This window comes from Gordonia sp. NPDC003376 (assembly GCF_053589235.1).
This window is the reverse complement of the sequence record NZ_JBSFRM010000016.1, coordinates 13,301-37,330: the sequence shown is the minus strand read 5'-3', so window position 1 is coordinate 37,330 and position 24,030 is coordinate 13,301. Positions and strand designations below refer to the sequence as shown.

The window sequence follows — 24,030 nt, the reverse complement described above, 5'->3', positions numbered from 1 at the left end:
AGCCCGAAGGGCGAGGACCCGTGTCGAGATCTCTGCAGGTTGGGTTGGGGGGTGACCGCCTCGTGGTCGGCTTGGGTGCTTGGTCTGCGGAGGTTTCGACTCGTCTCGTCGCTGCGCTCCTCGTCGGCTCGATCATCGTGTACACCGGCCTGCGACAAGCTCGATCCGGCGGCGGTACCGACCCGGGTACCGCATGATGGACCGGTGAACAGCAGATCTGCGGTGGTCGAGACCACTTCCGGGCCCTATCGCGGTGTGGTGGAGGGGCCCGTGACGGTGTGGCGGGGCATGCGGTTCGCTGCGCCGCCGGTCGGTGAGAACCGATGGCGTCGGGCGCAACCCGCGCCCGTGCACACCGACATCGTCGACGCCGACCGTCCCGGTTCGGTGTGTCCGCAGCTGCTGATCCCGGTGGTCGGACTCGGCCCGGATGCGGTGATGGACGAGGACTGCCTGTTCCTCAACGTGTGGTCGCCGAGTGAGACCGACGGCTCCGCACTGCCCGTGATGGTGTGGCTGCACGGCGGGGCCTATGTCTACGGGTCGGGCAGTCAACCGCTCTACGACGGCACCGCGTTGGCGCGGGCCGCGGGAATCGTCGTGGTGACCGTCAACTATCGGATCGGGGCATTCGGATTCGCCGACATGCGAACGGTTCTCGACGACGCGGAGACGAACGCGGCGCTCAGCGACGCCATCGCGGCGCTGCGATGGGTGCGCGAGAACATCGCCGGGTTCGGAGGCGACCCGGCACAGGTGACGGTGGCCGGCGAGTCGGCCGGCGGCGGCATGGTCACCACGCTGCTCGCCACGCCCGCCGCGGCGGGACTGTTCGCGCGGGCGATCTCCCAGAGTTCCCCCGCCAGCACGATCTTCACCGCCGACCGGATGGCCGTCGTCGCCGACCTGCTGCACCGGGGGATACCGGTCGGTCTGCGCGATGCGACCGCCGAACACCTCGTCGAGGCCGGGATGTCGGCATTTGCCGAGGTGCCGCAGTCGAATCCGGGCATTCTCGCCTACACGCCCACGGTCGACGGCGATCTGCTGCCGCGGCATCCGATGGACGTGTTCGCGGCGGGGGAGTCGTTGCCGGTGCCGTTGCTGATCGGCAGCAACCGCGACGAGGCCACGGTGTTCAAGTACATGAAGTCGCCGCTGATGCCGATCGACCTCGACGTCCTGCGCCGGATGTTCGTGCGGCTCGCCGACGAGCGCCCCGACCTCCCCATCCCGGATGAGCGTCTGATCGAATCCCTCTATCCAAGAAGGAAATCCGCGGCGGGTGTCGGGATCGCCCGGGACCTCGCATTCCGGATGCCCGCACTGTGGGTGGCCGAACCGCATTCGCGGATCGCCCCGGTGTATCTGTACCGATTCGACTGGGCCCCACCGATGTTCCGGGTGATGAGGTTGGGCGCCACCCACGCCGCCGAATTGGGGCTGATGTGGGGCAACATCTCGATCGGCAAGCGCGACATCACCTATCGTCTCGGCGGGCGGGGGACCGCCGAGACATTGTCGGCGCGGATGCTGGCCCGTTGGGGTGCGTTCGTACGCGGTGAGGCGCCGGATCTCGTCGACGGCACCGCCCTGGCGAACGGGCCGGAGACGAGCGGTTCCGGCGCAAACGGGTCGGGGATCCCGTGGCCCGCGTACACCACGGAACGGCGATCGACCATGGTCATCGGGGCTGGTGATCGCGTCGTCGACGATCTCGACGGTGCGCTGCGGCAGACGTGGGGAGAGGTCGCCCTGGGCTTCCGGTGACGCGGTGATCGGGCCGACTTGCATCTGACCTGAGACGCAGTTACTGTTCCGTCTCAACCATTTCTTACCGCTGGGTAAGGAGTGGTCGTCACTGCACACGCTGTGTGACCTCGGTCGGGGGAGGGATCACCGAGGACGAAGGTGGATCACGGGGATGTCCCTGTCCAGGAAGGCCGGACGATCGGCTGCGCTCGTTTCGACGACGTGGGCCCGACGCCTGCTCGCCATGCTCACCGCGGCCCTGGCCGTGTCGGGGGTGATGGCCGGTGTGGCCGTCGCACCCAGGGCCGACGCCGCGCCACCCAATCGCACGCCGCAGCCCGGCGAGGTGTTCAACGGGTACGTGGTCGGCACGTTCACCTCCGGGCGGAGGGCGAGCCCGCAGGAGATCCTCACCCCGCTGGTCTCCGGTGATCCCTTCTACAGTGAGCCCGCCCTGCGCGGCGACGAGAAGCCGGGCACACTGTTGAAGGCCAAGAAAGTCGACGTCCAGTTCACCGGCTTCCGCCCGGGCGACCTCGACGCCTACACGTTGATGTACGTCAGTCGGGGACTGTACGACGAGCCCGACATCTCCACCGGCATCCTGATGGTCCCGCGCGACGGCCGCACGAACCGCAAGCTGGTCGGCTATCAGTACGCCAACGACAGCGTCGGTGCCTACTGTCATCCCTCCGCCATGATGACCGGCGGCGACCCGCTCGACGGTGCGGTGTGGTCGGCACTCGGGCCCCTGGCCCAGATGTTCGGCAAGGGCTACGCGGTGATGGTCTCCGACGTCGGCAACAACGCAGACCCCCGTCCGCACGGTGTCTTCGCCGGCAAGGCTGCTGCCAACATGATGCTCGACGGTCTGCGTGCGGCGATGGCCCACGAGCCGGCGAAACTGCCTGCCGCCACCCCGATCTCGCTGTTCGGTGTCGCCGGTGGTGGGGTGGGTGCGGCCTTCGCCGCGGAGAACGCGGCACACTATGCGCCCGAATTGAACATCAAGGGCACCGTACTCGAGGGAATGGTGGTCGACCAGCGCAACTTCATCCGCACCGCCGACGGTTCACTCGGCTCCGGTTTCGCCTTCGCCACCCTCCTCGGTCTGGAACCGCGGTACCCGGAGATGCGCATCGATGACCAACTCACCCCTGCGGGCAGGGCGCTCGCCGACGTCTTCCGCACCCAGTGCCAGACCCCGGCCTACTTCGGCACCCCGTTCGTGCCGTTGCGAACCCTGTTCACCGGCAACCGCAGTCCCGCCGACATCCCCGAGTTCCAGCACGTCTACCGCGACAACCGGCTGGGCACCCGCAGCCCGGACGCACCGGTGCTGATCGCCTCGTGTGCCCGCGACGACTCGCCGATGTCGCTGATCCCGGCGGCCGACGCCCGTGCGCTGACCACCACCTACCGTCGGGGCGGCACCCGGGTGGACTACCAGCCGACCGACTGCTCGATGGTGCACTTCCTCACGAACATGTACGGCTGGGGGACCGACCTGTTCGGCATGCAGACCATCGACTGGATGTCGGCACGACTGGAGAGCTGATCGGTACCCGACCCCGATCGGGTTCGAGCGTACGTAGACTCGCGACATGTCCCGCGTGCGCCTGAACTCCTCGCCCGCCCTGCACGACGGCGGATTCCCCTACAGCGCCACGGTCTCGGCCGGTCCGCTGATCTTCACCGCGGGGATCGCCCCGCTCGACACCGCCGGCTCGGTGATCGCCCCGGGCGACGTCGTCGAGCAGACCCGAGCCTGCCTGCGCAACCTCATCACGGTGCTCGCCGAGCAGGGCGCATCCCTCGGTGACGTCGCCAAACTCACCGTCTACGTCGCCGAACGCCTGCAGGCCGACCTCATCGTGGCCTGGGAGGCGATCACCGCCGGGTTCGGCGACGCCGTACCGCCGCCCGCGATGATGATGGGGGTCACCGTTCTTCCCTACGACGATCAGGTGGTCGAGATCGAGGCCGTCGCCGCACCACCGGCATAGGTCAGGGCTCCACCGTTCCCACGTCACCGAGCCGAGACGAGCCGCAGATGACCCGCCCGCAGATCACCGACCGGCAGCGTCGCAACCGGCTGCTGCGTCGCCATCATCTCGCCGCCGACCACCGCGGTGCCGACGTCGTCACCGTCGCCGACGACATGGTGGGATTGCACGCCACCACGCCGTCGACGGTCTACCTCAGCGCCTGGGCGCGACTGTCCGACGGATTCACCACCGCCGACCTCGACGCCGCGCTCTACACCGACCGCACGCTGGTCAAACAACTCGCGATGCGCCGCACCCTGTTCGTCGTCCCCCGACCCCTGCTGCGAGACGCGGTGGGCGCCATCGGGTCCCGGGTGGTGGCGTCCGAGCGCACCAACCTGCGCCGCCACCTGCGCGACGGTGAGGGATTCGGCGACCCGGACGAGTGGATCGACGCCGCCCGCACCGCCGTCGCCGGTCTTCTCGCCGACGGCGACACGCTCACCTCCGGTGAGATCCGTTCACAACTCACCGAATTCGATCGCAGCGTGATCGTCAGCCCCGGAAAGTCCTACGGCGGACCGAGTCCGCTGTTGCCCCGAATCCTCAACCTGATGAGTGCAGGCGGCGAGATCGTGCGCGCCACCAACGACGCCGAGTGGCACCGATCGAGGCCCCGCTGGTCGTCGATGACCAGCTGGCTCGGTGAGCCGCTCGCGCCGGCCGACCCGGTCGCCGCACACGTCGACCTCATCCGGCGCTGGCTGGCCACCTTCGGTCCGGGCACCGAGACCGACCTCGTCTGGTGGCTGGGCTCCACGAAGACCGTAGTGCGCAAAGCGCTCTCGGAGCTCGAGGTCACCGAGGTCGATCTCGACGACGGGTCCGTCGGCCTGGTCCTCGCCGACGATGTCGACACCCTCGACGACGAGGACGTCGCCCCGCAGGCCCTGCTGCTGCCCGAACTCGATCCCACCACGATGGGCCACAAGATCCGCGATTTCTATCTCGGTGCGCACGCCGAAGAAGTCTTCGACCGCAACGGCAACGGCGGCCAGACGATCTGGTGGGACGGACGGATCGTCGGCGGCTGGTATCGAACGGACGTGGAAACCGGGGAACCGGGAATCGGGACCCACCTGTTCGAGACGTTGCCGGCACCTGCCCGCCGGGTCGTCGACGCCCGCGTCGCCGATCTCCGGGAGTGGCTCGGGGAGGTGCGATTCACCCCCGGCTACCCGCCGCCGTTCCTCCAGGCCCTGCGCAGCCGGAGTTGAGTACAGTGAAGCCGGTGAGCGCATCGGTCCTGGTCATCGTTCACAGGAAGCTCCCAGCCCGAGTCCAGTCCGGTGGCAGACTGAGGGTGTGAGGTGGTTCTCGTGAGTGACAAGGGTCAGGGAAGCAGCCAAGGCGCGAAAGTGCTCGTCGTCGACGACGAGGTCAACATCCGCGAGTTGTTGTCGGTGTCGTTGAAGTTCCAGGGTTACGAGGTCGAGACCGCTGCCGGCGGTCCCGAGGCCATCGACCGCTGCCGCAACGTCAAACCCGACGTCCTGATCCTCGACGTCATGATGCCGGGCATGGACGGCTTCGGGCTGCTGCGCCGCCTGCGTGCCGACGGTATCGCCGCCCCCGCGCTGTTCCTGTCCGCGCGCGACAGCGTCGAGGACAAGATCAACGGCCTGACCATCGGTGGCGACGACTATGTCACCAAGCCGTTCAGCCTCGAAGAGGTCGTCGCCCGGCTGCAGGTATTGCTGCGGCGCAGCGGATTCGACGAGCGTGCCAAGGAATCGTCGCGAATCACCTTCGCCGACATCGAACTCGACGACGAGACCCACGAGGTGTGGAAGAACGGGCAGCTGATCTCGTTGTCGCCCACCGAATTCACCCTGCTGCGCTACTTCATGGTCAATGCGGGAACCGTGCTGTCCAAGCCACGCATCCTCGATCATGTGTGGAACTACGACTTCGGCGGCGAGGTCAATGTCGTCGAATCGTACGTGTCCTACCTGCGTCGCAAGCTCGACACCGGCATCACCCCGCTGATCCACACCCTGCGCGGCGTCGGCTATGTGATGCGCGAGCCGCGCTGAGTGCGACGCCGACATGACGAACTCAGTGCGCGGTATCCGCCGCGGTGTTCCACTTCGCATCTCGCTGGTCGCGTTGACCCTGGTGCTCGTCGCCGTCGGTCTGCTCGTCTCCGGGATCGCGGTGACCTCGGCGATGCGGCAGAACCTCACCGACCGCACCGACCAGGGACTGGCGAGCGCCGTCGACACCTGGGCCAAGCCGCGCATCCCCGAGTCCGGGGCTCAGCCGGGCCCACCCATCGGGCCGCGTCGCCCCCCGTCGTCGTACTTCGTGCAGATCACCACCGACACCGGCGCGGTCATCACCAACTCTTCCGACTTCACCGATCAGCCCGACCTCAGCGGGCTCGGTGAGGGCAGCGTCGAGCCGATCACCGTCGACTCCGCCGACGGCGACGGACCCCACTGGCGTGTCCTCAAGCGAGTGTCCCCCGACGGCTCGTCGGTGGTCGCGGTCCCCTTGACCGACGTCAACAAGACCATTTCGCGGCTGGTGTGGCTGCAGTTCGGCACCGGCGCCGGCGTGGTGGCCTTGCTCGGCGTGCTCAGTTATCTGTTGGTCCGCTCCAGCCTGCGCCCGCTGCGTCGGGTGGAGGAGACCGCGCACGCGATCGCGGCGGGCAACCTCAACATGCGGGTCGACCCGGGGCCGCCGAACACCGAGGTGGGCAGCCTGTCCGGCTCGCTGAACACCATGCTCGGGCAGATCCAGCATGCTTTCGCCGCCACCGCGGCCTCCGAACAGCAGGCACGGCGATCCGAGGAACAGGCACGTCACTCCGAGGAGAAGATGCGCCGGTTCATCGCCGACGCCAGCCACGAACTGCGGACCCCGCTGACCTCCATCAAGGGGTTCTCCGAGCTGTACCGGCAGGGTGCGGTGAGCGACGCCGGGGACGCGATGCGGCGCATCGACGACGAGGCCGGCAGGATGACCCTGCTGGTCGAGGACCTGCTCATGCTGGCCCGTCTGGATGCGCAGCGCCCGCTGAGCTCCGAACCGGTGGACATGATGATGCTCGCCGCCGACACTGTGCAGGCCTCCCGGGCCGCCGCCCCGGACCGCGACATCCGGTTGCAGGTCATTCCGTCCGAGTGCCCGCCGATGGTGCTCGGCGACGCCGCGCGGCTGGTGCAGGTGATCCGAAACCTGGTGAACAACGCCGTCGTGCACACCCCGACCGATGCGGCGATCACCGTCGGCCTCGGTGTGGACCAGTCCCCGGAGCCCGGACCGTCGGGCGCTCCCCGCCGGCCCGATGTGGTGATCACGGTGACCGACACCGGTCAGGGCCTCACCGCCGAGGAGCAGGCGAAGGTCTTCGAACGGTTCTACCGCGGTGACAGCTCACGATCCCGGGGCGGGAACGGTGGTGGCAGCGGCCTGGGTCTGTCGATCGTGTCGGCTTTGGTCGGTGCCCACGGCGGGCAGGTCGGCGTGGACTCCGCGCCCGGCCAGGGTGCGAGGTTCTGGGTGCGGCTACCGCTGCTGGTGGACTGACGAGCCCTTCTCAGATCAGACGCCGCAACCGGGCGAACTCGGTGAGGTCGGTACGGAACCGATCGAGGCCCTCCAGCGTGTACATGCCGTCGATCTGCTGGTCCTCCCACAGCCGGTGGATTCGGCGGAGATCGGATTGGCGTGATTTCCAACCGATTCCGTCGATGACGGCGAGCACGACCTGCCGCGGCAACCGGACCTCGGCCATCTCCTCGATCTCGCGGACCGCGTCGGTGAGCTTGGAGCCGGTGGAGTCGAATCCCTTGGCGGCCACCACGATGTCGGCGGACGCCTCGTCGCCGACGATCAGGTCGGCCGGCGCGGTGCGGCCGTTGCGGCCGGTGAACCGCGACCGGGTCACATACGAGAGCCCCAGATCGCGGGCGATGTCCTCGATCTCGTCCTCGATTCGACGCCCCGACGCCCCGGCGCGGGTCGCGGTCACGCGGGTTCCGGCCCGGGCCACCAGGATGTCGGCAAAGGTGTAGGTGCGGTGCATCTGCGTCTCCAGCAGACGCACCAGATCGAACTCGGCGTCGAGCCAGGTGACCAGTTCCACCGGCTTCGCGCGTGCCAGCCCGTACCAACCGGACGTGCCGAACCGGTCGCGGAGCACGTTCTTGAGCTTCTCCTGCGACAACCCGATCGCCAGCCCCAGCACCGGCACATCGGCCGGATGGTCACGCACCCACGCCGACAGACCCACGATGTCGGTCACCAGCATGTCGCCAAGGCTCGCGGTCGCGGCGGTGAGATGTTCGGTCTCCGGCGTCGACTCGGTGGGATCCACATGAGAAGTCAAGCGTCCCAACGTGGTCAGGTACTCGTCGAAATCGGGGACGGCGTCGGCGGCGGTCACCGGGATCAGTCCCGCCCGATGAACAGGAACTCGCTGACATCGCGGCGGGTTGCCGCGGCATGCGTCCCGAAGCTGTACTTGTGGTCGATCGCGATCACCTCCACCGACGGCTTGACCTTGCCCAGCAGGTCGACGATCCGATCGGCCCCGGGAAGGGCATTCGACGAGTACGAGAGCACGATCGCCCCGGCATCCTCGAAATGCTCGAAGGTGCGCACCAGCGCGTCCTCGATGGTGTGTTTGTAGGCGAACGGCGTGTACCGCTTCGGTAGTTTCTTGGTCTTGGTGTTCTCCATGATCGTCATGCCCTTCCAGTAGGCCGACAGCCCCTCCAGGAAGTGGTAGCGCTTGATGTAGTCGTTGTCGTCGGTCGGCGGGGCATAGGGCGGATCGAGGTACACCAGATCCGGGGCGCCGCCCAGCGCCCGCTCGGTGTCCAGGTCGAACACGTCCCCGCACGAGCTGTGGTGCCGGAGACCGTTGGAGAACACCGTCGCGTTGTACTCGGCCACCGAACGCAACCGGAAATGATCCCGCAATGACATCTTCAGGTCGCGCCGACCATCGGCATAGCGGCTCGAATCGGTGAAGGTGAACACCCCGCGCGGCTGCTTGCGTGCCGCCGACAACACCAACGCCGAGATCGCCAGGTCACGCCGGTACCCGCGCAGCCGGTCGATGTGCGACCACGCCGAATCCAGGAACGCCCGATCCTCGGCGTCGAAGTACAGCCCGTCGAACGTCGACGAGATGAAGTCCCTGTCGTCGGCCGGGGGACCGCAGATCTCCTCGACCAGCTCCGGCTCCAACCGCACCGACGAGTTCGCGACCGTCGCTCGCGTGATGATGTGCGGGAAGTTCAGGAAGTCGTTGCTCGCCACCGCGAAGCCCTGAGCCTTCAGCAGATAGGAGACCACCCCCGACCCGGAGAACGCATCCACCGCGGTGGAACCGCCCAGTTCGGCGAAAGTGCGCTCGAGATGCGGCAACAGCCGATACTTCGAGCCCATGTACCGCAACCGGGGAAAACACTGCGCCGCGCCGACGACGTCGGTCGATGCGGCGCTGCGGGCGCGGGTGGACTTGGGGGTTCGGCGACTCACCAGAAAAGAATGTCACGGCCCCCCGACAACTTTTACCCAACACGTCGGTGAACACGCGGTGGTGTGCCTGAGGCATTGGTCGCAACCTGGCATGAATGCCGCGAACCTCGCCACCGGCGACCCATAGACTGGTTGCCATGTCGTCGGTATTCACGAAGATCATCAACGGAGAACTGCCCGGTCGGTTCGTCTGGCGCGACGGCCTGGCCGTCGCCTTCCTCACCATCGAGCCCGTCACCCCCGGCCACATCCTGGTGGTGCCCCGCAAGGAGGTCGACCACTGGGAGCAGATGGACACCGCGACCTTCACCCACCTGACCGACGTCGCCCAGAAGGTCGGCCGCGCGGTCAAGGAGGCGTTCGGCGCCCCGCGCATGGGGATGCTGATCGCCGGCCTCGAGGTCCCCCACGTGCACGTCCACGTGTTCCCCGCCTTGAGCATGGAAACCTTCGACCTGACCAACGCCCGCAAGGACATCACCCCCGAAGAACTCGACGCCGATGCGGAGAAGATCCGCGCCGCACTCATCGCCACGGGGTACCGCGAGTACGTCGACGACTGAGTCGATCGGCGCCCTGTTCGGTGGTTGAGCCGTCGAGGAGCGGAGCGGCGAGGCGTGTGTTCTTGGTGGTTGAGCCGTCGAGGAGCGCAGCGACGAGGCGTGTCGAAACCTCTGTCGGCTGATGTCGGGTGGTGACCACCTCCGAGGTGGTTTTGGACAGTGTCGGCTCGCCGGGTCTCGACTCGGGTCCTCGCGATGCTCGGTCCCGGCTCGACCACCAAAGAACGGTGGTTGAGCCGTCGAGGAGCGGAGCGACGAGGCGTGTCGAAACCTCTGTCGGCTGATGTCGGGTGGTGACCACCTCCGAGGTGGTTTTGGACAGTGTCGGCTCGCCGGGTCTCGACTCGGGTCCTCGCGATGCTCGGTCCCGGCTCGACCATCGATGGGGGTGGGGAGCGTTTTTGGTGGTTGAGCCGTCGAGGAGCGGAGCGACGAGGCGCGTCGAAACCTCGGTTGGCCGATGTCGGGTGGTGACCAACTGCTGGGGTGGGTGGGGACAGTGTCGGCTCGCCGGGTCTCGACTCGGGTCCTCGCGATGCTCGGTCCCGGCTCGACCACCAAAGAACGGTGGTTGAGCCGTCGAGGAGCGCAGCGACGAGGCGTGTGTGTTTGGTGGGGTGGTGGTTTTGGACAGTGTCGGGTCGCTGGGTCTCGACTCGGGTCCTCGCGATGCTCGGTCCCGGCTCGACCACCCATGGTGGTGCGCTCTGTGGGCGGCCGGGGCGGGTCGTGACCACCGGGCTACACGGTCCGATGGATCAGGAGCGGGAGCACTGCGGTCGCACCTGCCTCGCGGAGGGCGGCCGCGGCCAACGTGACCGCCCAGCCGGAGCGGCTCTCGTCGACCACCAGCAACACGACCTGACCGGCGACGTCGTCGGGGGCCGGGCCCAGCCGCTGCGCCCAGTGCGTTGCCTCCGCGGCACCCGGGAGGTCCCGAGACGGCGGATCACCCATCCGCACCGTCATCGTCGTGCCCGGACGCCGGCCCACCCGACACAGATGTGCGGCGAGATCCTCGGCGAGTGTGGTCCCGGTCAGCCGTAGCGAACAGATCACATCCGCGCGTCTACCGCCCTCACGGCCCCAGGCCGCCAGCGTGGCGACCGCGGCATCGCCGAGATCGGCGAGTGCCTGCGCGTCGTGGTCGCGTGCCGCCGCCAGCAGATCCGACCACTCCGGGGCGTCGGCATGCGCCAGCACCCTTCCCGGTGATGCCATCAGTTCCATCGGGATTCGACCACGTTTGCCGAAAGCGCCGCCCGGGTACATCTTTCGGGGTTCCAGTATCTGGGCGGAGCGTCGGAGGCTCACCGTCACCGACCGCACGATCGCCGGATCGACGTCGGCGGACAGGGACTCGCTGAACTGGCCGCGGCACACCGAACACCGCCCGCACGGCGCGGCGTCGGGATCGTCGAGTGACTCGGTGAGCAACTGCATCAGGCACTGTCGGCCGTGCACGTAGGAACGCATGATGTCGGCCTCGCGGCGTCGGACCGCCAGCACGCCGTCGTAGTGTGCGGCGTCGAAGGTCCACGGCTTGCCGGTGGACGTCCAACCGTCCTGGCCGCGCTCGGTGGCGCCGTCGACGGCGAGCTGCTTGAGCATCAACTCGATCCGCCCTCGGCGCTGCCCGGTCTCGGCCTCCAGCGTGGGCACCGACATCGGGGCGTCGGCGGCGGCCAGGGCATCGAGCAGTGCGGTCATCCGCTTGGGGTCGGGGATGGTCGACGTCGCGAAGTGCTCCCACACCGCGTCGTCGGTGGCCGATGCCAGCAGCATCACCACCGCGTCGTCGAGGGCGCGACCGGCACGGCCCACCTGCTGGTAGTACGAGACCGGGGACGGCGGTGACCCGACGTGCACCACGAAACCCAGATCCGGTTTGTCATAACCCATTCCGAGTGCGGATGTCGCCACGAGCGCCTTCACCTCGTTGCGCAGCAGGGAGTCCTCGAGCGCGTGGCGCCGGTCGGCGTCGAGTTGTCCGGTGTAGGCGGCCACCGGCAGTGAATCCCCGTGGACGGCTTGGATGGCCGAGACCAGCCGGTCGGCGTCGGCGACGGTCAGGACGTAGACGATCCCGGATCCGGGCAGGGCGGAGAGGTACTGGGCCACCCAGCCATATCGCTGGATGGGGGAAAGCCCGTCGAGAACATTGAGCTGCAACGACTTCCGGGCCAGCGGCCCGCGGAGCACCAGGGTCTGGTCGGTGCCGTCGGTATCCGCGGAGAGCTGTGCGGCGACGTCGGCGGTCACCCGCTCGTTGGCGGTGGCGGTGGTCGCGAGCACCGGGGTGGACGGGTTGAGTGTGCGCAGCACGTCGGCGACGCGCCGGTAGTCGGGGCGGAAGTCGTGTCCCCAATCGGAGATGGCATGGGCCTCGTCGATCACGAGCAGGCCCAGCCGCCCGGCCATCGCGTCGAGGACCCGGCGCCCGAAACCCGGATTGGCCAGCCGCTCCGGCGACACCAGCAGGACGTCGAGGTCACCGGACCGCAATGCCGCCTCGATCTCGCCCCACTCGTCGATGTTCGACGAGTTCAGCGTGGCCGCCGACAACCCGGCACGTCCGGCGGCGGCCACCTGATCACGCATCAGCGACAGCAGCGGGGAGACGATCAGCGTCGGCCCGGTGCCCCGGGAGCGCAGGATGGCCGTGGCCGACCAGTACACCGCCGACTTGCCCCAGCCGGTGGCCTGCACCACCAGCACCCGGGCGCGCTCGGCGCCGACGAGACCGGTGATGGCCTCCCACTGATCATCGCGCAGCTGCGCCTGCGGGCCGGCCAGGTTGGTGATCACCGCACCCGCGGCCGCGACGTCGGACTCTGAGAGCACTTCCACCCCGGTCATGGGCACCAATCTAGTCCCGCGCACCGACACCGCCGCGACCTGCGTCGATGACCTGTGGACAATCCCGGCGGATGCGCCCCGACCCGTCACGGCCGGGAAGTCCCGGGCACCGGGCAGATCCGTCGTGCAGCCGGGCGAGGCGCCTGACCGGTCACACCGCGACCGGTCACACCACGCTCACCGTCGCTCACAGGAAACTGGCAGGTCGGCCGCAGAGTGAGAGCAGTTGAGCAGCCAAAACTGGTTCCCATGACGACAGAAGCGCTCCCACAGGCCGCCGCCCCGATCGCGGTGGTCGCCGACACCTCTCCCACCGCGCCGGTCCTCGACATCGTCGTCCCGGTCTACAACGAAGAGAACGACGTCGCAGACTGTCTGCGACGGCTGCACGCCCACCTGCGGGCGCAGGTCCCGTTCACCGCGCGCATCACCGTCGCCGACAACGCGAGCACCGACTCCACCGTCGCGATCGCCGCCGCGGTCGCCGAGGAGATCGGCGGCATCCGCGTCGCGCACCTCGACGAGAAGGGTCGTGGTCGCGCCCTCAAGGCGGTGTGGTCACGCAGCGATGCCGAGATCGTCGCCTACTGCGATGTCGACCTCTCCACCGACCTCAACGCGCTGATGCCGCTGATCGCCCCGCTGATCTCCGGGCACTCCGACATCGCGATCGGCACCCGGCTGTCCCGTTCGTCGCGGGTGGTGCGAGGCCCCAAGCGCGAGTTCATCTCCCGCTCCTACAACCTGATCCTGCGTACCGCCATGCGGGCCCGGTTCTCCGACGCCCAGTGCGGTTTCAAGGCCATGCGCACCGAGATCGGCCGGCAGGTGCTGCCGTATGTCGAGGACACCGGCTGGTTCTTCGACACCGAACTGTTGGTGCTGTCCGAGCGCATCGGTCTGCGGATCGCCGAGGTCCCCGTCGACTGGGTCGACGACCCGAACTCCACCGTCGACATCGTCTCCACCGCGGTCGAGGATCTGAAGGGTTGTGCGCGTGTGGGTTACGCGCTGGCCAGCGGTCGCCTGCCGATCGCCGACCTGCGGTCCACGATCGGTCGTGACCGTGCCCCGGGCCCCGCGATCGACGGTGTGCCGTACGGCATGGTCGGGCAGCTCGCCCGGTTCTGTGTGGTGGGTGTGGCCTCCACGATCGCCTACGCAGTGCTCTATCTGCTGCTGCATTCCTTTCTGGGAGCACAGGTCTCGAACTTCGTCGCCCTCGCGGTGACCGCGGTCCTCAACACCGCCGCCAACCGTCGCTTCAGCTTCGGCGTCCGCGGTCGCAAGGACGCGATGCGCCACCAGTTCTTCGGGCTGGGGGTGTTCTTGTTCGGCTGGATCGTGACCGCCGGATCGCTGGTCGCACTGCACCAGTTCGCGCCCGAGGCCGGCAAGCACGTGGAGCTGGTGGTCCTGGTGGTCGCCAACCTGGTCGCGACGGCCACCCGATTCGTGGGTCTACGGTGGGTGTTCGGTGTCCACAAGAATCGGACCGACGCAGCCACGGCCCAGTGACCGAGATGTCCGCCTGACGCCGGCCCAGTCCGGGTCGGCGCGTCCGATCAGCACCATCACGTCGACCATCAGAGAGAGATGATGACCTCGAGCACAACCGAATCGGCGACGGCCCCGGAGAGTTCCTCCCGGGGCCGTGGCCCTGTCTTCACGCCGCCCGCCGACCCTTCCCCGCGATGGAAGTGGTCGTCGTTGGCGGTTCTCATGATCGGCACCGCGGTGGTCGACCTGTGGCATCTGTCGATCAACGGCTGGGCCAACTCCTTCTACTCCGCGGCGATCCAGGCCGGCTCACAGTCGTGGAAGGCATGGTTCTTCGGCTCGTCGGACATGGCGAACTCGATCACCGTCGACAAACCGCCTGCCTCGCTGTGGCTTCCGGCGATCTCGGTACGGATCTTCGGCCTCAACTCCTGGTCGGTCCTGGTACCCAACGCACTGATGGGTGTGGCGACGGTGGCCCTGATGTACGTGATCGCCCGAAAGCGCTTCGGGCACTGGGCGGCGATCGGTGCCGGCGTCGTCCTCGCGCTGACGCCGGTGGCGGCCATGATGTTCCGCTTCGACAATCCCGAGGCGCTGCTGATCCTGCTGATGGTGGCCGCGGTGTGGGCGATGCTCAAGGCGGTCGACGACGGTCGCACCCGCTGGCTCGTGCTCACCGGCGTGTTCGTCGGATTCGGTTTCCTCACCAAGCAATTGCAGGTGATGCTGATCGTCCCGCCGCTGGCGCTGACCTACTTCGCCTTCGGCCCGCACTCGTGGCCGAAGCGTCTGGCGCAGTGCTTCGCCGCACTCGGCGCGATGATCGTCAGCGCCGGCTGGTGGATCCTGGCCGTCGAACTGTGGCCCGCGTCGTCGCGGCCGTGGATCGGTGGCTCCCAGAACAACTCGATCCTCGAACTCACCCTCGGCTACAACGGGCTCGGCCGGCTCAACGGCGACGAGACCGGCAGTGTGATGCCCGGCGGCGGTGGCCGCGGCGGCTACGGTGCGACGGAGATCCCGGGTGTGCCCGGCGGCGGTGAGTTCCCCGGTGGCCCCGGTGGTCCCGGCGGGCGTGGCGGCATGTGGGGCCAGACCGGCATCCTGCGCATGTTCACCGCCGAGCAGGGTGGGCAGATCGCCTGGCTCATCCCGACCGCACTGATCCTGGGAATCGGTGCGCTGGTGCTGCTGGCGCTCGCGTGGCGCGCGGCCGGACGTGACGCGGTGCGTCGTCCGATGGCCCACCTGAGTGTCTGGGGACTGTGGCTGATCCTCACCATGGGCGTGTTCAGCTTCATGGCGGGCATCTTCCACAGCTACTACACCGCAGCCCTGGCACCGGCCGTCGCCGGTCTGCTCGCCGGTGGCGCGGCCGTCGCCTGGTACCACCGGGACACCCTGTGGGTACGGGTCCTGCTGGCCGGGGCCGTGTGGTTCGCCGCGATCTGGGGCTACGTCCTGCTGCAGCGCTCACCGGACTTCGTCCCGTGGCTCGCACCGATCGTGCTGTTCGTCGGCCTGGTCGGCGGCGCGGTGATGTTGCTGGCCCACCGCGAGTACCTGGGGGCACTCGCCCTCGGGCTGTCGGTGGCGGCGGGCCTGGCCGGTCCGCTGGCCTACACCGCCGACACCATCACCACGGCGAAGGAGGGCTCGATCATCAGCGCCGGCCCGCGCGTGGCGAACGGTGGCCCCGGCGGCTTCGGCCGCGGTGGACGCGCTGCCAACCGTGAGTTCCCGCAGGGCTTCCCGGGCATGGGTGGCAGCGGTTACGGGGGGATGGGCGGATTCGGCGCCATGATGGAGATGGGCGGTGGCCCCGGTGGCCTGCTCAACGGGTCGCGGCCGAGTACGCAGATGATCGAGACGCTCAGCGCCGACGCCGAGGAGTACACCTGGATCGCCGCGGCCATCGGGTCCAACTCCGCATCGGGCTATCAGCTCGACACCGGCCACGCGGTGATGCCGATCGGCGGCTTCAACGGGACCGATCCGTCGCCGACGCTCGAGGAGTTCCAGAAGCTGGTGGAGGAGGGGAAGATCCACTACTTCATCGGCGGTGGCCGGATGATGGGTGGCGACTCTCGCGGGACGTCCGGTCAGATCGCCGAATGGGTGGAGGAGAACTTCACGTCATTGATGATCGACAATGTGACGTTGTATGACCTGACATCCCCCAAATGAGGGGCTAAAGTGCCCGCGTGACATCGAGCATCGGCCATCGGCTGACCCGGATGACCGGTCGCGACCCGCGCCAAGACGAGCGGGCCGCGACCAGTCTGGAACTGTTCTACGATCTCGTCTTCGTCGTGGTCTTCTCGGTCGCGGGCACCCAGGTGGCCCACTACCTCGCCGAGGGCCACTACCGCACGGCTGTGCTCGGGTACGTGTTCTGTACCTTTGCCGCGATCTGGGCATGGATCAACTTCAGCTGGTTCGCCTCGGCGTTCGACACCGACGACTGGTTCTTCCGGTGCGTGGTCCTGGTCCAGATGATCGGTGTCGCGATCCTGGCGCTCGGCATCGGAGACGTCTTCGCCTCGATCGACGCCGACCAGCACGTCGACAACCGGGTTCTCGTCATCGGATATGTGGTGATGCGCGTGGGTCTGCTCACGCAGTGGATCCGTGCCGGTCTGCAGAGCGAGGAGTACCGGCGCACCTGTTTCACCTATGCCGTCGCGGTGACCGTCGCCCAGGTGCTCTGGGTGGCCGTCGCCATCGTCAACCTGTCGTTGTGGCCGGCCTTCGCGGCGATCGCGGTCTGTGCCGCCGTGGAACTGCTGGGTCCGGTGATCGCCGAGACCCAGGGCACGCAGACGCCGTGGCACCCCCATCACATCGCCGAACGGTATTCGCTGCTGACCATCATCACCCTCGGCGAGGGGGTCGTCGGGGTCGTGGCGGTGATGCAGGCCCTCGTCGAGGAGGGCGGCTGGACCACCGACACCGCGGTCTTCGGACTGGCTGCGATGGTGATCCCGTTCGCGATGTGGTGGATGTACTTCATCGTCCCGACCGGAGACGCCCTGCAGGTCCACCGGGACAAGTGTTTCCCCTGGGGCTACGGTCACACCCTGATCTTCATGGCGGCGGCGGCCACCGGTGCCGGCCTCGAGGTGACCGCGCTCTGGAACGAGCACCACGTGAGCATCGGTCCCGGTGCGGTGATCGCCTGTGTCGCAGTCCCGCTGGGCATCTACTGCCTGGGGATGCTCACCGTCTACGACTACCTGGTGGGCTTCGATCCACTCACGCTGCTCGGCGGCGCCGGGGTGATCGCGCTCCTCGGTGCCGCGACATGGCTCGCGTCGGCGGGGGTGTCGCTGATCGTCGCGATCATCGTGGTGGCCTTCGCCCCGGTGTACGTGGTCCTCGTCGACGAGCTCGTCGGAGCGCCGCGCCGGGCCCGGGCGCTCGCCGGGCCGCTCGCCGGTTAGAGTCGTGGACGTGCGCGTACTCGTGATCGGCTCGGGCGGCCGCGAACATGCCCTCCTGCTTGGTCTCGCCAAGGACCCGTCGGTGACCGAACTCCACGTCGCCCCGGGTAACGCCGGAACCGCCGCAGTGGCCACCAACCACTCCGTCGACGTCACCTCGTCCGACGAGGTGGTGGCCCTGGCGACATCGCTCGCCGCCGACCTGGTGGTGATCGGACCCGAGGTCCCGTTGGTGCTCGGCGTGGCAGATGCGTTGCGGGAGTCCGGTTTTGCCACCTTCGGTCCCGGCAAGGACGCCGCGCGGATCGAGGGCTCCAAGGCCTTCGCCAAGGACGTGATGGCCGCTGCCGGGGTGCGCACCGCGCACGCCGAGGTGGTCGACAACCCCGCGAACCTCGACGCCGCCCTCGACCGTTTCGGCCCGACCTGGGTGGTCAAGGACGACGGTCTGGCCGCGGGCAAGGGTGTGGTGGTCACGGCCGACCGCGCCGCCGCCCGCGATCACGCCGCCGAATGCCTCGAGAGCGGACACCCGGTGCTGCTGGAGAGCTTCCTCGACGGCCCCGAGGTCTCGCTCTTCTGCCTCGTCGACGGCGAGACCGTGGTCCCGCTGATCCCCGCCCAGGACCACAAGCGGGTCGGCGACGCCGACACCGGCCCCAACACCGGCGGCATGGGCGCCTACACACCGTTGCCCTGGCTGTCCGACGAGATGACCCGCCGCATCGTGACCGAGGTGGTGGAGCCGGTCGCCGCCGAGATGGTCCGGCGCGGTTGCCCGTTCAGCGGTCTGCTCTACGCCGGTCTCGCGATCGGCACCGACGGCCCGGCCGTCGTGGAGTTCAACTGCCGTTTCGGTGATCCCGAAACCCAGGCGGTGCTCGCCCTGCTGGAATCCCCGCTCGGACAGGCGCTCGGCGCGACCGCCACCGGCACCCTCGCCGGCCTGCCGCCGCTGCAGTGGACCGACGGCGCCGCCGTCGTGGTGGTGATCGCCGCCGAGAACTACCCGGGCACCCCGCGCACCGGAGATGTGATCACCGGCGCCGACGCGGAGGGCGTCCTGCACGCCGGCACCAAACGTAACGCGGAGGGCCAGGTCGTCTCCGCCGGCGGCCGCGTCCTCGGTGTGATCGGTGTGGGCGCCGACCTCGAGGCCGCACGCGCGCAGGCCTACGATCGGGTCGCCGCGGTGAGGCTGCCCGGCTCACACCACCGCACCGACATCGGTCAGGCTGCTCTCGAGGGCCGGATCTCCCTGTAGCACTTGGTGAATCGCGAACACCATCCGCCACTCGGGTCGGCGGGTGGTGTCGTCTGTGGGCTTGCGGGGTGGCCGATCAGCGTGCGAGGTTGCGGCCGAGGAACTCCACCTGATCGGGCAGCGCGCCCCGCCAGTACCGGTTGGTGTGTCCGCCCGGCCCGGTGCTGAACACCGGCGGCGGGTGCACCCCGGCCACCCACTGGCGGGTATAGGTGAAGAACTGGTCGCTGGACCCGATCGAGATCATCAGCGGGATACGGCGGAACGCATCCTGTTGTCCGAACAGCGAATTGCGCTGATAGTCGTCGAACCCGTCGAAGGCGCGGGCCGGGAAGTTTCGCGGATCGGCCCACAGCGCGGGTGAACTCACCGCGATCGCGGTGACCCGCGGGGCACTCAGCAGTGCACCGAGGCGCAGTGCGCCGTAACCGCCCATCGACCAGCCGAAGAGGCCGATCCGGTCGACCGACAGATCGAGATCGGGATTCGACCCGAGCATCGGGATGAACTCGTCGAGCACCATCGCGCCACCGTCGGTGCCGTCGGTGCGCGCATGCCAGTAGTTGGCCGCGCCGTCGACCGCGGCGATCGCGAACGGCGCGTTGCCGGCGTCGACATAGGTCTGCAGCACCTTCTGGATGCCCAATTGTGAACTGAAGATGGTGTGTTCGTTGGTGGTCAGGGCGTGCAGCACCACCACCACGGGCAGGGTGCCGGTCACGCCGGTCGGGCGGGCGACGGCCCAGCGGGTCGGACGGCCACCCATGTGGGCGGAGTCGAAACTGCCGGTGATCAGCGGCGGACCGTCGCTGACCGGGGCTGCCGAGGTCTCCGAGGGGAGCAGGTCGTCGGCGGCGGACTGGACGCGGCGGTTCTCCACGGTGACGGTGTCGTCGTTCGCGCCGCAGCCGGCGAGGCCGAGGGCGGCGATCCCGAGTCCTGAGGAGAGCACCGCACGCCGCGTGACCCGGCCGGGTGACGACGGGGGGTCGGTGGCCGGGTGCGGGGAGATGGTGCGGCGGCGCAGCAGGGTTCGGTGGCGGGACATCGAGTTCACAGGGTAGTGGGTGTCGCGCCACCGATCGAGTCGCGAGCGCGCTGCGGGTGAAAGTGCTGTGGGCCGAACGGGCTACAGCGAATCGATCGCAGCGCGCAGCCGGGTCGCGGCGTCGGCTGCCACCTCGGGCAGTCCGGGGGCGTCGGCGACCTGCACCATGATGTCGGGGTTCACGGCCTCGACGATCACCGCACCGGGCTGATCGGTGCTGTCGCGGACGACCACATTGCACGGCAGCAGCAGACCGATCTGCCGGTCGACGCCGAGCGCCCGGTGGGCCAGCTGCGGGTTGCAGGCACCGAGGATCAGATAGTTCTCGATGTCGGCGTCGATCTTCTTCTTCAGCGTGGCGGTCACGTCGATCTCGGTGAGGACGCCGAACCCCTGGCCGGCCAGGGCGTCCCGGATCCTGGCGACGGCGTCGTCGAATGTGGTGTCGGTCAGGGTGGTGGCGATCGCCAGATCCATGGTCGTGTCCTTTCGGTGGGTGCCTGTGTGGGCGGGTGTGCTCAGGCGAGCGCGAGGAACAGCTTCTCCAGCTCGTCCTGGGTCATCGGTTCCTTGCTCGCGTCGTCCCCGGCGAGACATTCGCGCAGGCCGGTGGCGACGATCTTGAAGCCGGCGCGGTCGAGCGCCTTGGACACCGCCGCGAGCTGGGTGACGACGTCCTTGCAGTCACGCCCGGCCTCGATCATCGAGATGACGCCGGCCAGCTGGCCGTGCGCGCGGCGCAGCCGATTGAGGACGACGGTGATCGATTCCTGGTCGCCTACCATGGGGGACCCTCCTGAGCTCGGGTGGTGATGGGTGCTCACCGACTGTTCTCCATCATACCCCTCGGGGTATGGCGTGGCCGGTGCATTCCGGGCCGGAGGGCGGTCGAACGTGCTCAGCGGCCGGACGCGGTCGGTGGCCGGACGAGATCAGTGGCCGGACGAGATCAGTGGCCGAACGAGATCGCGGGCAACATGCGGTCGAGCCATCGGGGACTCCACCACGCGGCGTGCCCGGTGATCCGTAGCAGCACCGGCAGCAGGACGAGGCGGATCAGCGTCGCGTCGAGCAGAACCGCGACGCCCAGGATGATGCCCATCTCCTTCGGCGGTAGCGGGTCGGCGAGCGCGAAGGTGAAGAACACCGCCACCATCACCGCGGCCGCGGCAAAGATGATCCGACCCGAGTACGCCAGCCCGTTGATCTGCGCGTGGTGCGGATCGCCGGTGCGCTCATAGTGTTCCTTGGCGGTGGCCAGCAGGAACACCGTGTAGTCCATCGCGATCGCGAAGATCATCGCGAAGAAGAACACCGGCCCCCAGCCGTCCAGGAAGCCCTGCGGATCGAGGCCGAGCAGCGCCGCACCGTGCCCGTCCTGGAAGATCAGCCGGGCCACGCCGAATGCCGCGGCTGTCGACAGCAGGCTCACCAGGGTGCCCAACAGGGCGATCAGCGGGGCGCGCAGCGCGATGAGCAGCAACAGGAAGCCCAGCGTCAGGATCACCGCGACGATGATCGGGAACCAGTCGTCGAGGGCCCGCTGCAGATCGATGTTCTCCGCCGGCGCACCACCCACCAGGGCGGTGGCCGGAAGGTCATCGCGCAGGGTGGACAGGATCGTCGACATCTGCGGATCCGACGGGTCGACGTCCGGGATCGCCTGCAGCAGAACATTCCCCGAGCCATCGGTGGCCTGCTGCGGCGGGGTGACCATCGCGATCCCGGGTACCTGTGCGGCGGCCGTGGCGGCCGTGGCGGTCGTCGCGGCGTCGGCTTGCGGCACCACGATCTGCAGGGCGCCCGGTGCGCCGGGGCCCATCGCCTCGGCCACCACGGAATAGCCCTGGCGGACCGGGGCTTCGGCGGGGACGACGCCGATCGACGGCATCGCGACCTTGATCCCGATCGCCGGTACGGCCAATGCGATCAGCACGACCAGGGATCCGAGGGCGAACGGCCACGGATGTCGGTGCAGCAGCCCGCCCCAGCGGGCGAACACCGGTGAACGGTGCTCCTGTCCCCGTGCCCACGGCAGGGTGCCGGCGTCGACCTTGGTGCCGAGTGTGGACAGGACCGCGGGCAGCAGGGTCAGGGTGGCGGCCAGGACGAAGGCGACGGCCACCATGATGCCGATCGCCATGGTGCGCACCGCCGGTGCGGGCACGAGTAGCACTGCCGACAGGCTGACCAGCACCGTCAGGCCCGACAGCAACACGGCCTTGCCCGCGGTGTCCATGGTCTCGGCCACCGCACGTCGCGGCGAATCATGGGTGAGGACGGCGGCACGGAACCGCGACACGATGAACAGTGCGTAGTCGATACCGAGGGCGAGGGCGAACATCATCGCGAAGTTCATGGCCCACACCGAGATCGGGGTGAGGGTGTTGAGCAGGACCAGCCCGCCGGCCGAGGTGACCAGACCCGCGATGGTGAGCAGGAGTGGCAGTCCGGCCGCCACGACAGATCCGAAGGCGACGATCATGATCGCCAGGGTGATCGGCCAGGACACCATCTCCGCGGAGATCATCGCGCTGTGGTTGGCCTCGTTGAAGTCGCTCCACAGTGCCGATGCGCCGGTGGGATAGACCTCGATCCCGTTGCCGGACAACCGGGTCAGTGCGGCCTTGTGCTCGTCGACGGCGCGGACCATGTCGTCGGGATCGGCGGCGGCGCCGATGATCGCGATCCCGGTGTGGCCGTCGGGGCTGATCGTCATCCCGGGTTGCGGGGCGACCACTGCGCCGAAACGCGAATCACCGGAAGCGATTGCGGTGATCTCGTCGACGACGTGCGCGACCGCCGGACTCGTGATGGTGTCGGCGTCGGAGTGGACGACCACCTGCACCGCCGACGATGCGTTGCCGCCGAAATGCTGTTGTGCCAGTTCGCGAACCGCCACCGATTCCGATCCGTTCGCCTGCCAGCCCGCGCCGGCGAGCGAACTGAACACGGTCGGGGCGGCGGCACCGAGTCCGATCACGAGCAGCGCCCAGATCCCGAACACCCACCCGCGATGCGTGGCGGTCCAGATGCCGAGCCGGGCGAGCGGACCGCCGGTGCCCCGGGGTGTCCCGGTCGGTGATGTGGCGGGCGGCGTGTCGCTGTCGGACTTCGCGGTCACGGTGTCTCCTCGGGATTCGCGTCGAATATACCCGGGGGGGTATATGGTGACGACGAATGTACCCCCAGGGGTATATGCGATGCAAGGGGGTCCGACCTCCGGAGGCGATGGATCAGGCGGGACGGGGAGTGCTGAAGGGGCGGCCCTGACCGTCGAAGGACAGGGCCATCGTCGAGACGCCGTCGGTGATCTCACACGACGACGCGCCCGCGGCACCGGCGCCGTCCGCCCGCCACATGATGTGCCAGCCGGTCCGAACCGCGAGCCCGTTGACGGCCACGCGGTGGTCGCCCACCGGGACTCCGGCGAGCAGGCCCGGCAGGCAGGCCGCGACCTCGGAGAGGGTGGGTTCGCCCACCTCCGGGTGGGTCGCGTGCGGGTCGGGCCCGGACATGTCGGGCCCGGACATGTCGAGCCCGGACGGCCCGGGCCCGGACATGTCGAGTCCGGACAGCAGGAATACCCCGTGGCGGCCGTCGTCGAGGTCGACACAGTGGTGGAGACCGGCCCCGAGGATCTGGACCGCCACCGCGCCGATCGTCTCGAGGGTGCCCGTGACATCGGTGCCGTCCGCCAGCGGGATCGTCGGCTCCGACAGCTCGCGGAGCCCGAGGCGCTCACCCGCCCGACGGAGTTCGGCGCCGCGGAGATCGGCGGGTGCTGCCGAAGGCGACGGCTCCGCCCAGCCCCACCGGATGCAGGTCACCGACGCGTCGATCGACGCCACCAGCCACCCGAGTACCTCGATCCGTCGCGTCGGATCCGCCTTCGCCGAGAACGCGATTCGCCGACCGTCCACCGTCGTCGTGTACTCGCCGAGTTCTCCGGCGAGCCGGCGGTCCAGGGCGTCGCGGCGCAATGCGGCGTACCAGGCGCCGCAGTCGGCGGCCGCGCGTAAGCCGTCCAGATGCATGCGGCTCACGCTAA

General features: G+C 68.6%; 19 protein-coding genes. 11 read left to right on the top strand and 8 right to left on the bottom strand.

Annotated features, from left to right (window positions below; translation table 11 throughout):
• Nucleotides 1–204: 204 nt before the first annotated feature.
• The 6 genes from ACWDUA_RS16430 to ACWDUA_RS16405 all read left to right on the top strand — a co-directional run bounded on the left by ACWDUA_RS16430 (nucleotide 205) and on the right by ACWDUA_RS16405 (nucleotide 7,337).
• Nucleotides 205–1,770 carry a carboxylesterase/lipase family protein gene (locus ACWDUA_RS16430; protein WP_449752067.1) on the top strand — a complete coding sequence of 522 codons (1,566 nt, stop codon included), beginning with the start codon at nucleotides 205–207 and terminating at the stop codon, nucleotides 1,768–1,770.
• A gap of 226 nt (nucleotides 1,771–1,996) precedes the next feature.
• On the top strand, nucleotides 1,997–3,310 hold the full coding sequence (locus tag ACWDUA_RS16425; protein ID WP_449752146.1) for a lipase family protein: 1,314 nt from the start codon (nucleotides 1,997–1,999) through the stop codon (nucleotides 3,308–3,310).
• A gap of 46 nt (nucleotides 3,311–3,356) precedes the next feature.
• Nucleotides 3,357–3,758 carry a RidA family protein gene (locus ACWDUA_RS16420; RefSeq protein ID WP_449752066.1) on the top strand — a complete coding sequence of 134 codons (402 nt, stop codon included), beginning with the start codon at nucleotides 3,357–3,359 and terminating at the stop codon, nucleotides 3,756–3,758.
• Between the two features lie 47 nt (nucleotides 3,759–3,805).
• Nucleotides 3,806–5,017: a winged helix DNA-binding domain-containing protein gene (locus ACWDUA_RS16415; RefSeq protein ID WP_449752065.1), complete on the top strand. Its 1,212-nt coding sequence runs from the start codon at nucleotides 3,806–3,808 to the stop codon at nucleotides 5,015–5,017.
• A 102-nt stretch (nucleotides 5,018–5,119) separates the two neighbouring features.
• Nucleotides 5,120–5,836 (top strand): response regulator transcription factor, encoded by a 717-nt coding sequence (locus ACWDUA_RS16410; protein ID WP_449752064.1) that lies wholly within the window; start codon nucleotides 5,120–5,122, stop codon nucleotides 5,834–5,836.
• Between the two features lie 13 nt (nucleotides 5,837–5,849).
• Nucleotides 5,850–7,337, top strand: a complete 1,488-nt coding sequence (locus tag ACWDUA_RS16405) for an ATP-binding protein (protein ID WP_449752063.1) — start codon at nucleotides 5,850–5,852, stop codon at nucleotides 7,335–7,337.
• A gap of 10 nt (nucleotides 7,338–7,347) precedes the next feature.
• Here the strand turns inward: ACWDUA_RS16405 and ACWDUA_RS16400 are convergent, their stop codons facing one another.
• Nucleotides 7,348–8,196 (bottom strand): hypothetical protein, encoded by an 849-nt coding sequence (locus ACWDUA_RS16400; protein ID WP_449752062.1) that lies wholly within the window; start codon nucleotides 8,194–8,196, stop codon nucleotides 7,348–7,350.
• A 5-nt stretch (nucleotides 8,197–8,201) separates the two neighbouring features.
• Nucleotides 8,202–9,206: a DNA adenine methylase gene (locus ACWDUA_RS16395; RefSeq protein ID WP_449752145.1), complete on the bottom strand. Its 1,005-nt coding sequence runs from the start codon at nucleotides 9,204–9,206 to the stop codon at nucleotides 8,202–8,204.
• Between the two features lie 230 nt (nucleotides 9,207–9,436).
• On the opposite strand from ACWDUA_RS16395, the gene ACWDUA_RS16390 reads away from it, so the two are divergent.
• Nucleotides 9,437–9,862: an HIT family protein gene (locus ACWDUA_RS16390; protein ID WP_449752061.1), complete on the top strand. Its 426-nt coding sequence runs from the start codon at nucleotides 9,437–9,439 to the stop codon at nucleotides 9,860–9,862.
• Nucleotides 9,863–10,603: 741 nt separating this feature from the next.
• On the opposite strand, the gene ACWDUA_RS16385 is transcribed toward ACWDUA_RS16390, so the two are convergent.
• Complete coding sequence (locus ACWDUA_RS16385) at nucleotides 10,604–12,721, bottom strand: RecQ family ATP-dependent DNA helicase (RefSeq protein ID WP_449752060.1); 2,118 nt, start codon at nucleotides 12,719–12,721, stop codon at nucleotides 10,604–10,606.
• 249 nt (nucleotides 12,722–12,970) lie between these two features.
• Here ACWDUA_RS16385 and ACWDUA_RS16380 point away from each other — a divergent pair, with 249 nt between their 5' ends.
• The 4 genes from ACWDUA_RS16380 to purD all read left to right on the top strand — a co-directional run bounded on the left by ACWDUA_RS16380 (nucleotide 12,971) and on the right by purD (nucleotide 18,931).
• The gene (locus ACWDUA_RS16380; RefSeq protein ID WP_449752059.1) at nucleotides 12,971–14,239 is read left to right on the top strand and encodes a glycosyltransferase; all 1,269 of its coding nucleotides are present in this window, start codon (nucleotides 12,971–12,973) and stop codon (nucleotides 14,237–14,239) included.
• An 81-nt stretch (nucleotides 14,240–14,320) separates the two neighbouring features.
• Nucleotides 14,321–16,411 (top strand): glycosyltransferase family 39 protein, encoded by a 2,091-nt coding sequence (locus ACWDUA_RS16375; RefSeq protein ID WP_449752058.1) that lies wholly within the window; start codon nucleotides 14,321–14,323, stop codon nucleotides 16,409–16,411.
• 50 nt (nucleotides 16,412–16,461) lie between these two features.
• Nucleotides 16,462–17,667, top strand: coding sequence for a low temperature requirement protein A (locus ACWDUA_RS16370; RefSeq protein WP_449752144.1), 1,206 nt, complete (start codon nucleotides 16,462–16,464; stop codon nucleotides 17,665–17,667).
• Between the two features lie 10 nt (nucleotides 17,668–17,677).
• Entirely contained in the window at nucleotides 17,678–18,931 is a 1,254-nt protein-coding gene (gene purD / locus ACWDUA_RS16365) for a phosphoribosylamine--glycine ligase (RefSeq protein WP_449752057.1), read from the top strand.
• Between the two features lie 76 nt (nucleotides 18,932–19,007).
• Here the strand turns inward: purD and ACWDUA_RS16360 are convergent, their stop codons facing one another.
• The 5 genes from ACWDUA_RS16360 to ACWDUA_RS16340 form a co-directional block, all read right to left on the bottom strand.
• On the bottom strand, nucleotides 19,008–19,979 hold the full coding sequence (locus ACWDUA_RS16360) for an alpha/beta hydrolase (RefSeq protein ID WP_449752056.1): 972 nt from the start codon (nucleotides 19,977–19,979) through the stop codon (nucleotides 19,008–19,010).
• A gap of 81 nt (nucleotides 19,980–20,060) precedes the next feature.
• The gene (locus ACWDUA_RS16355; RefSeq protein WP_449752055.1) at nucleotides 20,061–20,456 is read right to left on the bottom strand and encodes a DUF302 domain-containing protein; all 396 of its coding nucleotides are present in this window, start codon (nucleotides 20,454–20,456) and stop codon (nucleotides 20,061–20,063) included.
• Between the two features lie 41 nt (nucleotides 20,457–20,497).
• Nucleotides 20,498–20,764, bottom strand: coding sequence for a metal-sensitive transcriptional regulator (locus ACWDUA_RS16350; RefSeq protein WP_449752054.1), 267 nt, complete (start codon nucleotides 20,762–20,764; stop codon nucleotides 20,498–20,500).
• A 164-nt stretch (nucleotides 20,765–20,928) separates the two neighbouring features.
• Entirely contained in the window at nucleotides 20,929–23,103 is a 2,175-nt protein-coding gene (locus tag ACWDUA_RS16345) for an MMPL family transporter (protein ID WP_449752053.1), read from the bottom strand.
• A 112-nt stretch (nucleotides 23,104–23,215) separates the two neighbouring features.
• Nucleotides 23,216–24,016, bottom strand: a complete 801-nt coding sequence (locus ACWDUA_RS16340) for a DUF6882 domain-containing protein (RefSeq protein ID WP_449752052.1) — start codon at nucleotides 24,014–24,016, stop codon at nucleotides 23,216–23,218.
• Nucleotides 24,017–24,030 lie beyond the last annotated feature (14 nt).

Bases quoted from the DNA above. Each gene is read 5' to 3' on its own strand.
- ACWDUA_RS16425 (WP_449752146.1), top strand. From the start codon at position 1,997: ATGCTCACCGCGGCCCTGGCCGTGTCGGGGGTGATGGCCGGTGTGGCC.
- ACWDUA_RS16420 (WP_449752066.1), top strand. From the start codon at position 3,357: ATGTCCCGCGTGCGCCTGAACTCCTCGCCCGCCCTGCACGACGGCGGA.
- ACWDUA_RS16415 (WP_449752065.1), top strand. From the start codon at position 3,806: ATGACCCGCCCGCAGATCACCGACCGGCAGCGTCGCAACCGGCTGCTG.
- ACWDUA_RS16405 (WP_449752063.1), top strand. From the start codon at position 5,850: ATGACGAACTCAGTGCGCGGTATCCGCCGCGGTGTTCCACTTCGCATC.
- ACWDUA_RS16395 (WP_449752145.1), bottom strand. From the start codon at position 9,206: ATGGGCTCGAAGTATCGGCTGTTGCCGCATCTCGAGCGCACTTTCGCC.
- ACWDUA_RS16390 (WP_449752061.1), top strand. From the start codon at position 9,437: ATGTCGTCGGTATTCACGAAGATCATCAACGGAGAACTGCCCGGTCGG.
- ACWDUA_RS16385 (WP_449752060.1), bottom strand. From the start codon at position 12,721: ATGACCGGGGTGGAAGTGCTCTCAGAGTCCGACGTCGCGGCCGCGGGT.
- ACWDUA_RS16380 (WP_449752059.1), top strand. From the start codon at position 12,971: ATGACGACAGAAGCGCTCCCACAGGCCGCCGCCCCGATCGCGGTGGTC.
- ACWDUA_RS16375 (WP_449752058.1), top strand. From the start codon at position 14,321: ATGACCTCGAGCACAACCGAATCGGCGACGGCCCCGGAGAGTTCCTCC.
- ACWDUA_RS16370 (WP_449752144.1), top strand. From the start codon at position 16,462: ATGACCGGTCGCGACCCGCGCCAAGACGAGCGGGCCGCGACCAGTCTG.
- ACWDUA_RS16360 (WP_449752056.1), bottom strand. From the start codon at position 19,979: ATGTCCCGCCACCGAACCCTGCTGCGCCGCCGCACCATCTCCCCGCAC.
- ACWDUA_RS16355 (WP_449752055.1), bottom strand. From the start codon at position 20,456: ATGGATCTGGCGATCGCCACCACCCTGACCGACACCACATTCGACGAC.
- ACWDUA_RS16350 (WP_449752054.1), bottom strand. From the start codon at position 20,764: ATGGTAGGCGACCAGGAATCGATCACCGTCGTCCTCAATCGGCTGCGC.
- ACWDUA_RS16340 (WP_449752052.1), bottom strand. From the start codon at position 24,016: ATGCATCTGGACGGCTTACGCGCGGCCGCCGACTGCGGCGCCTGGTAC.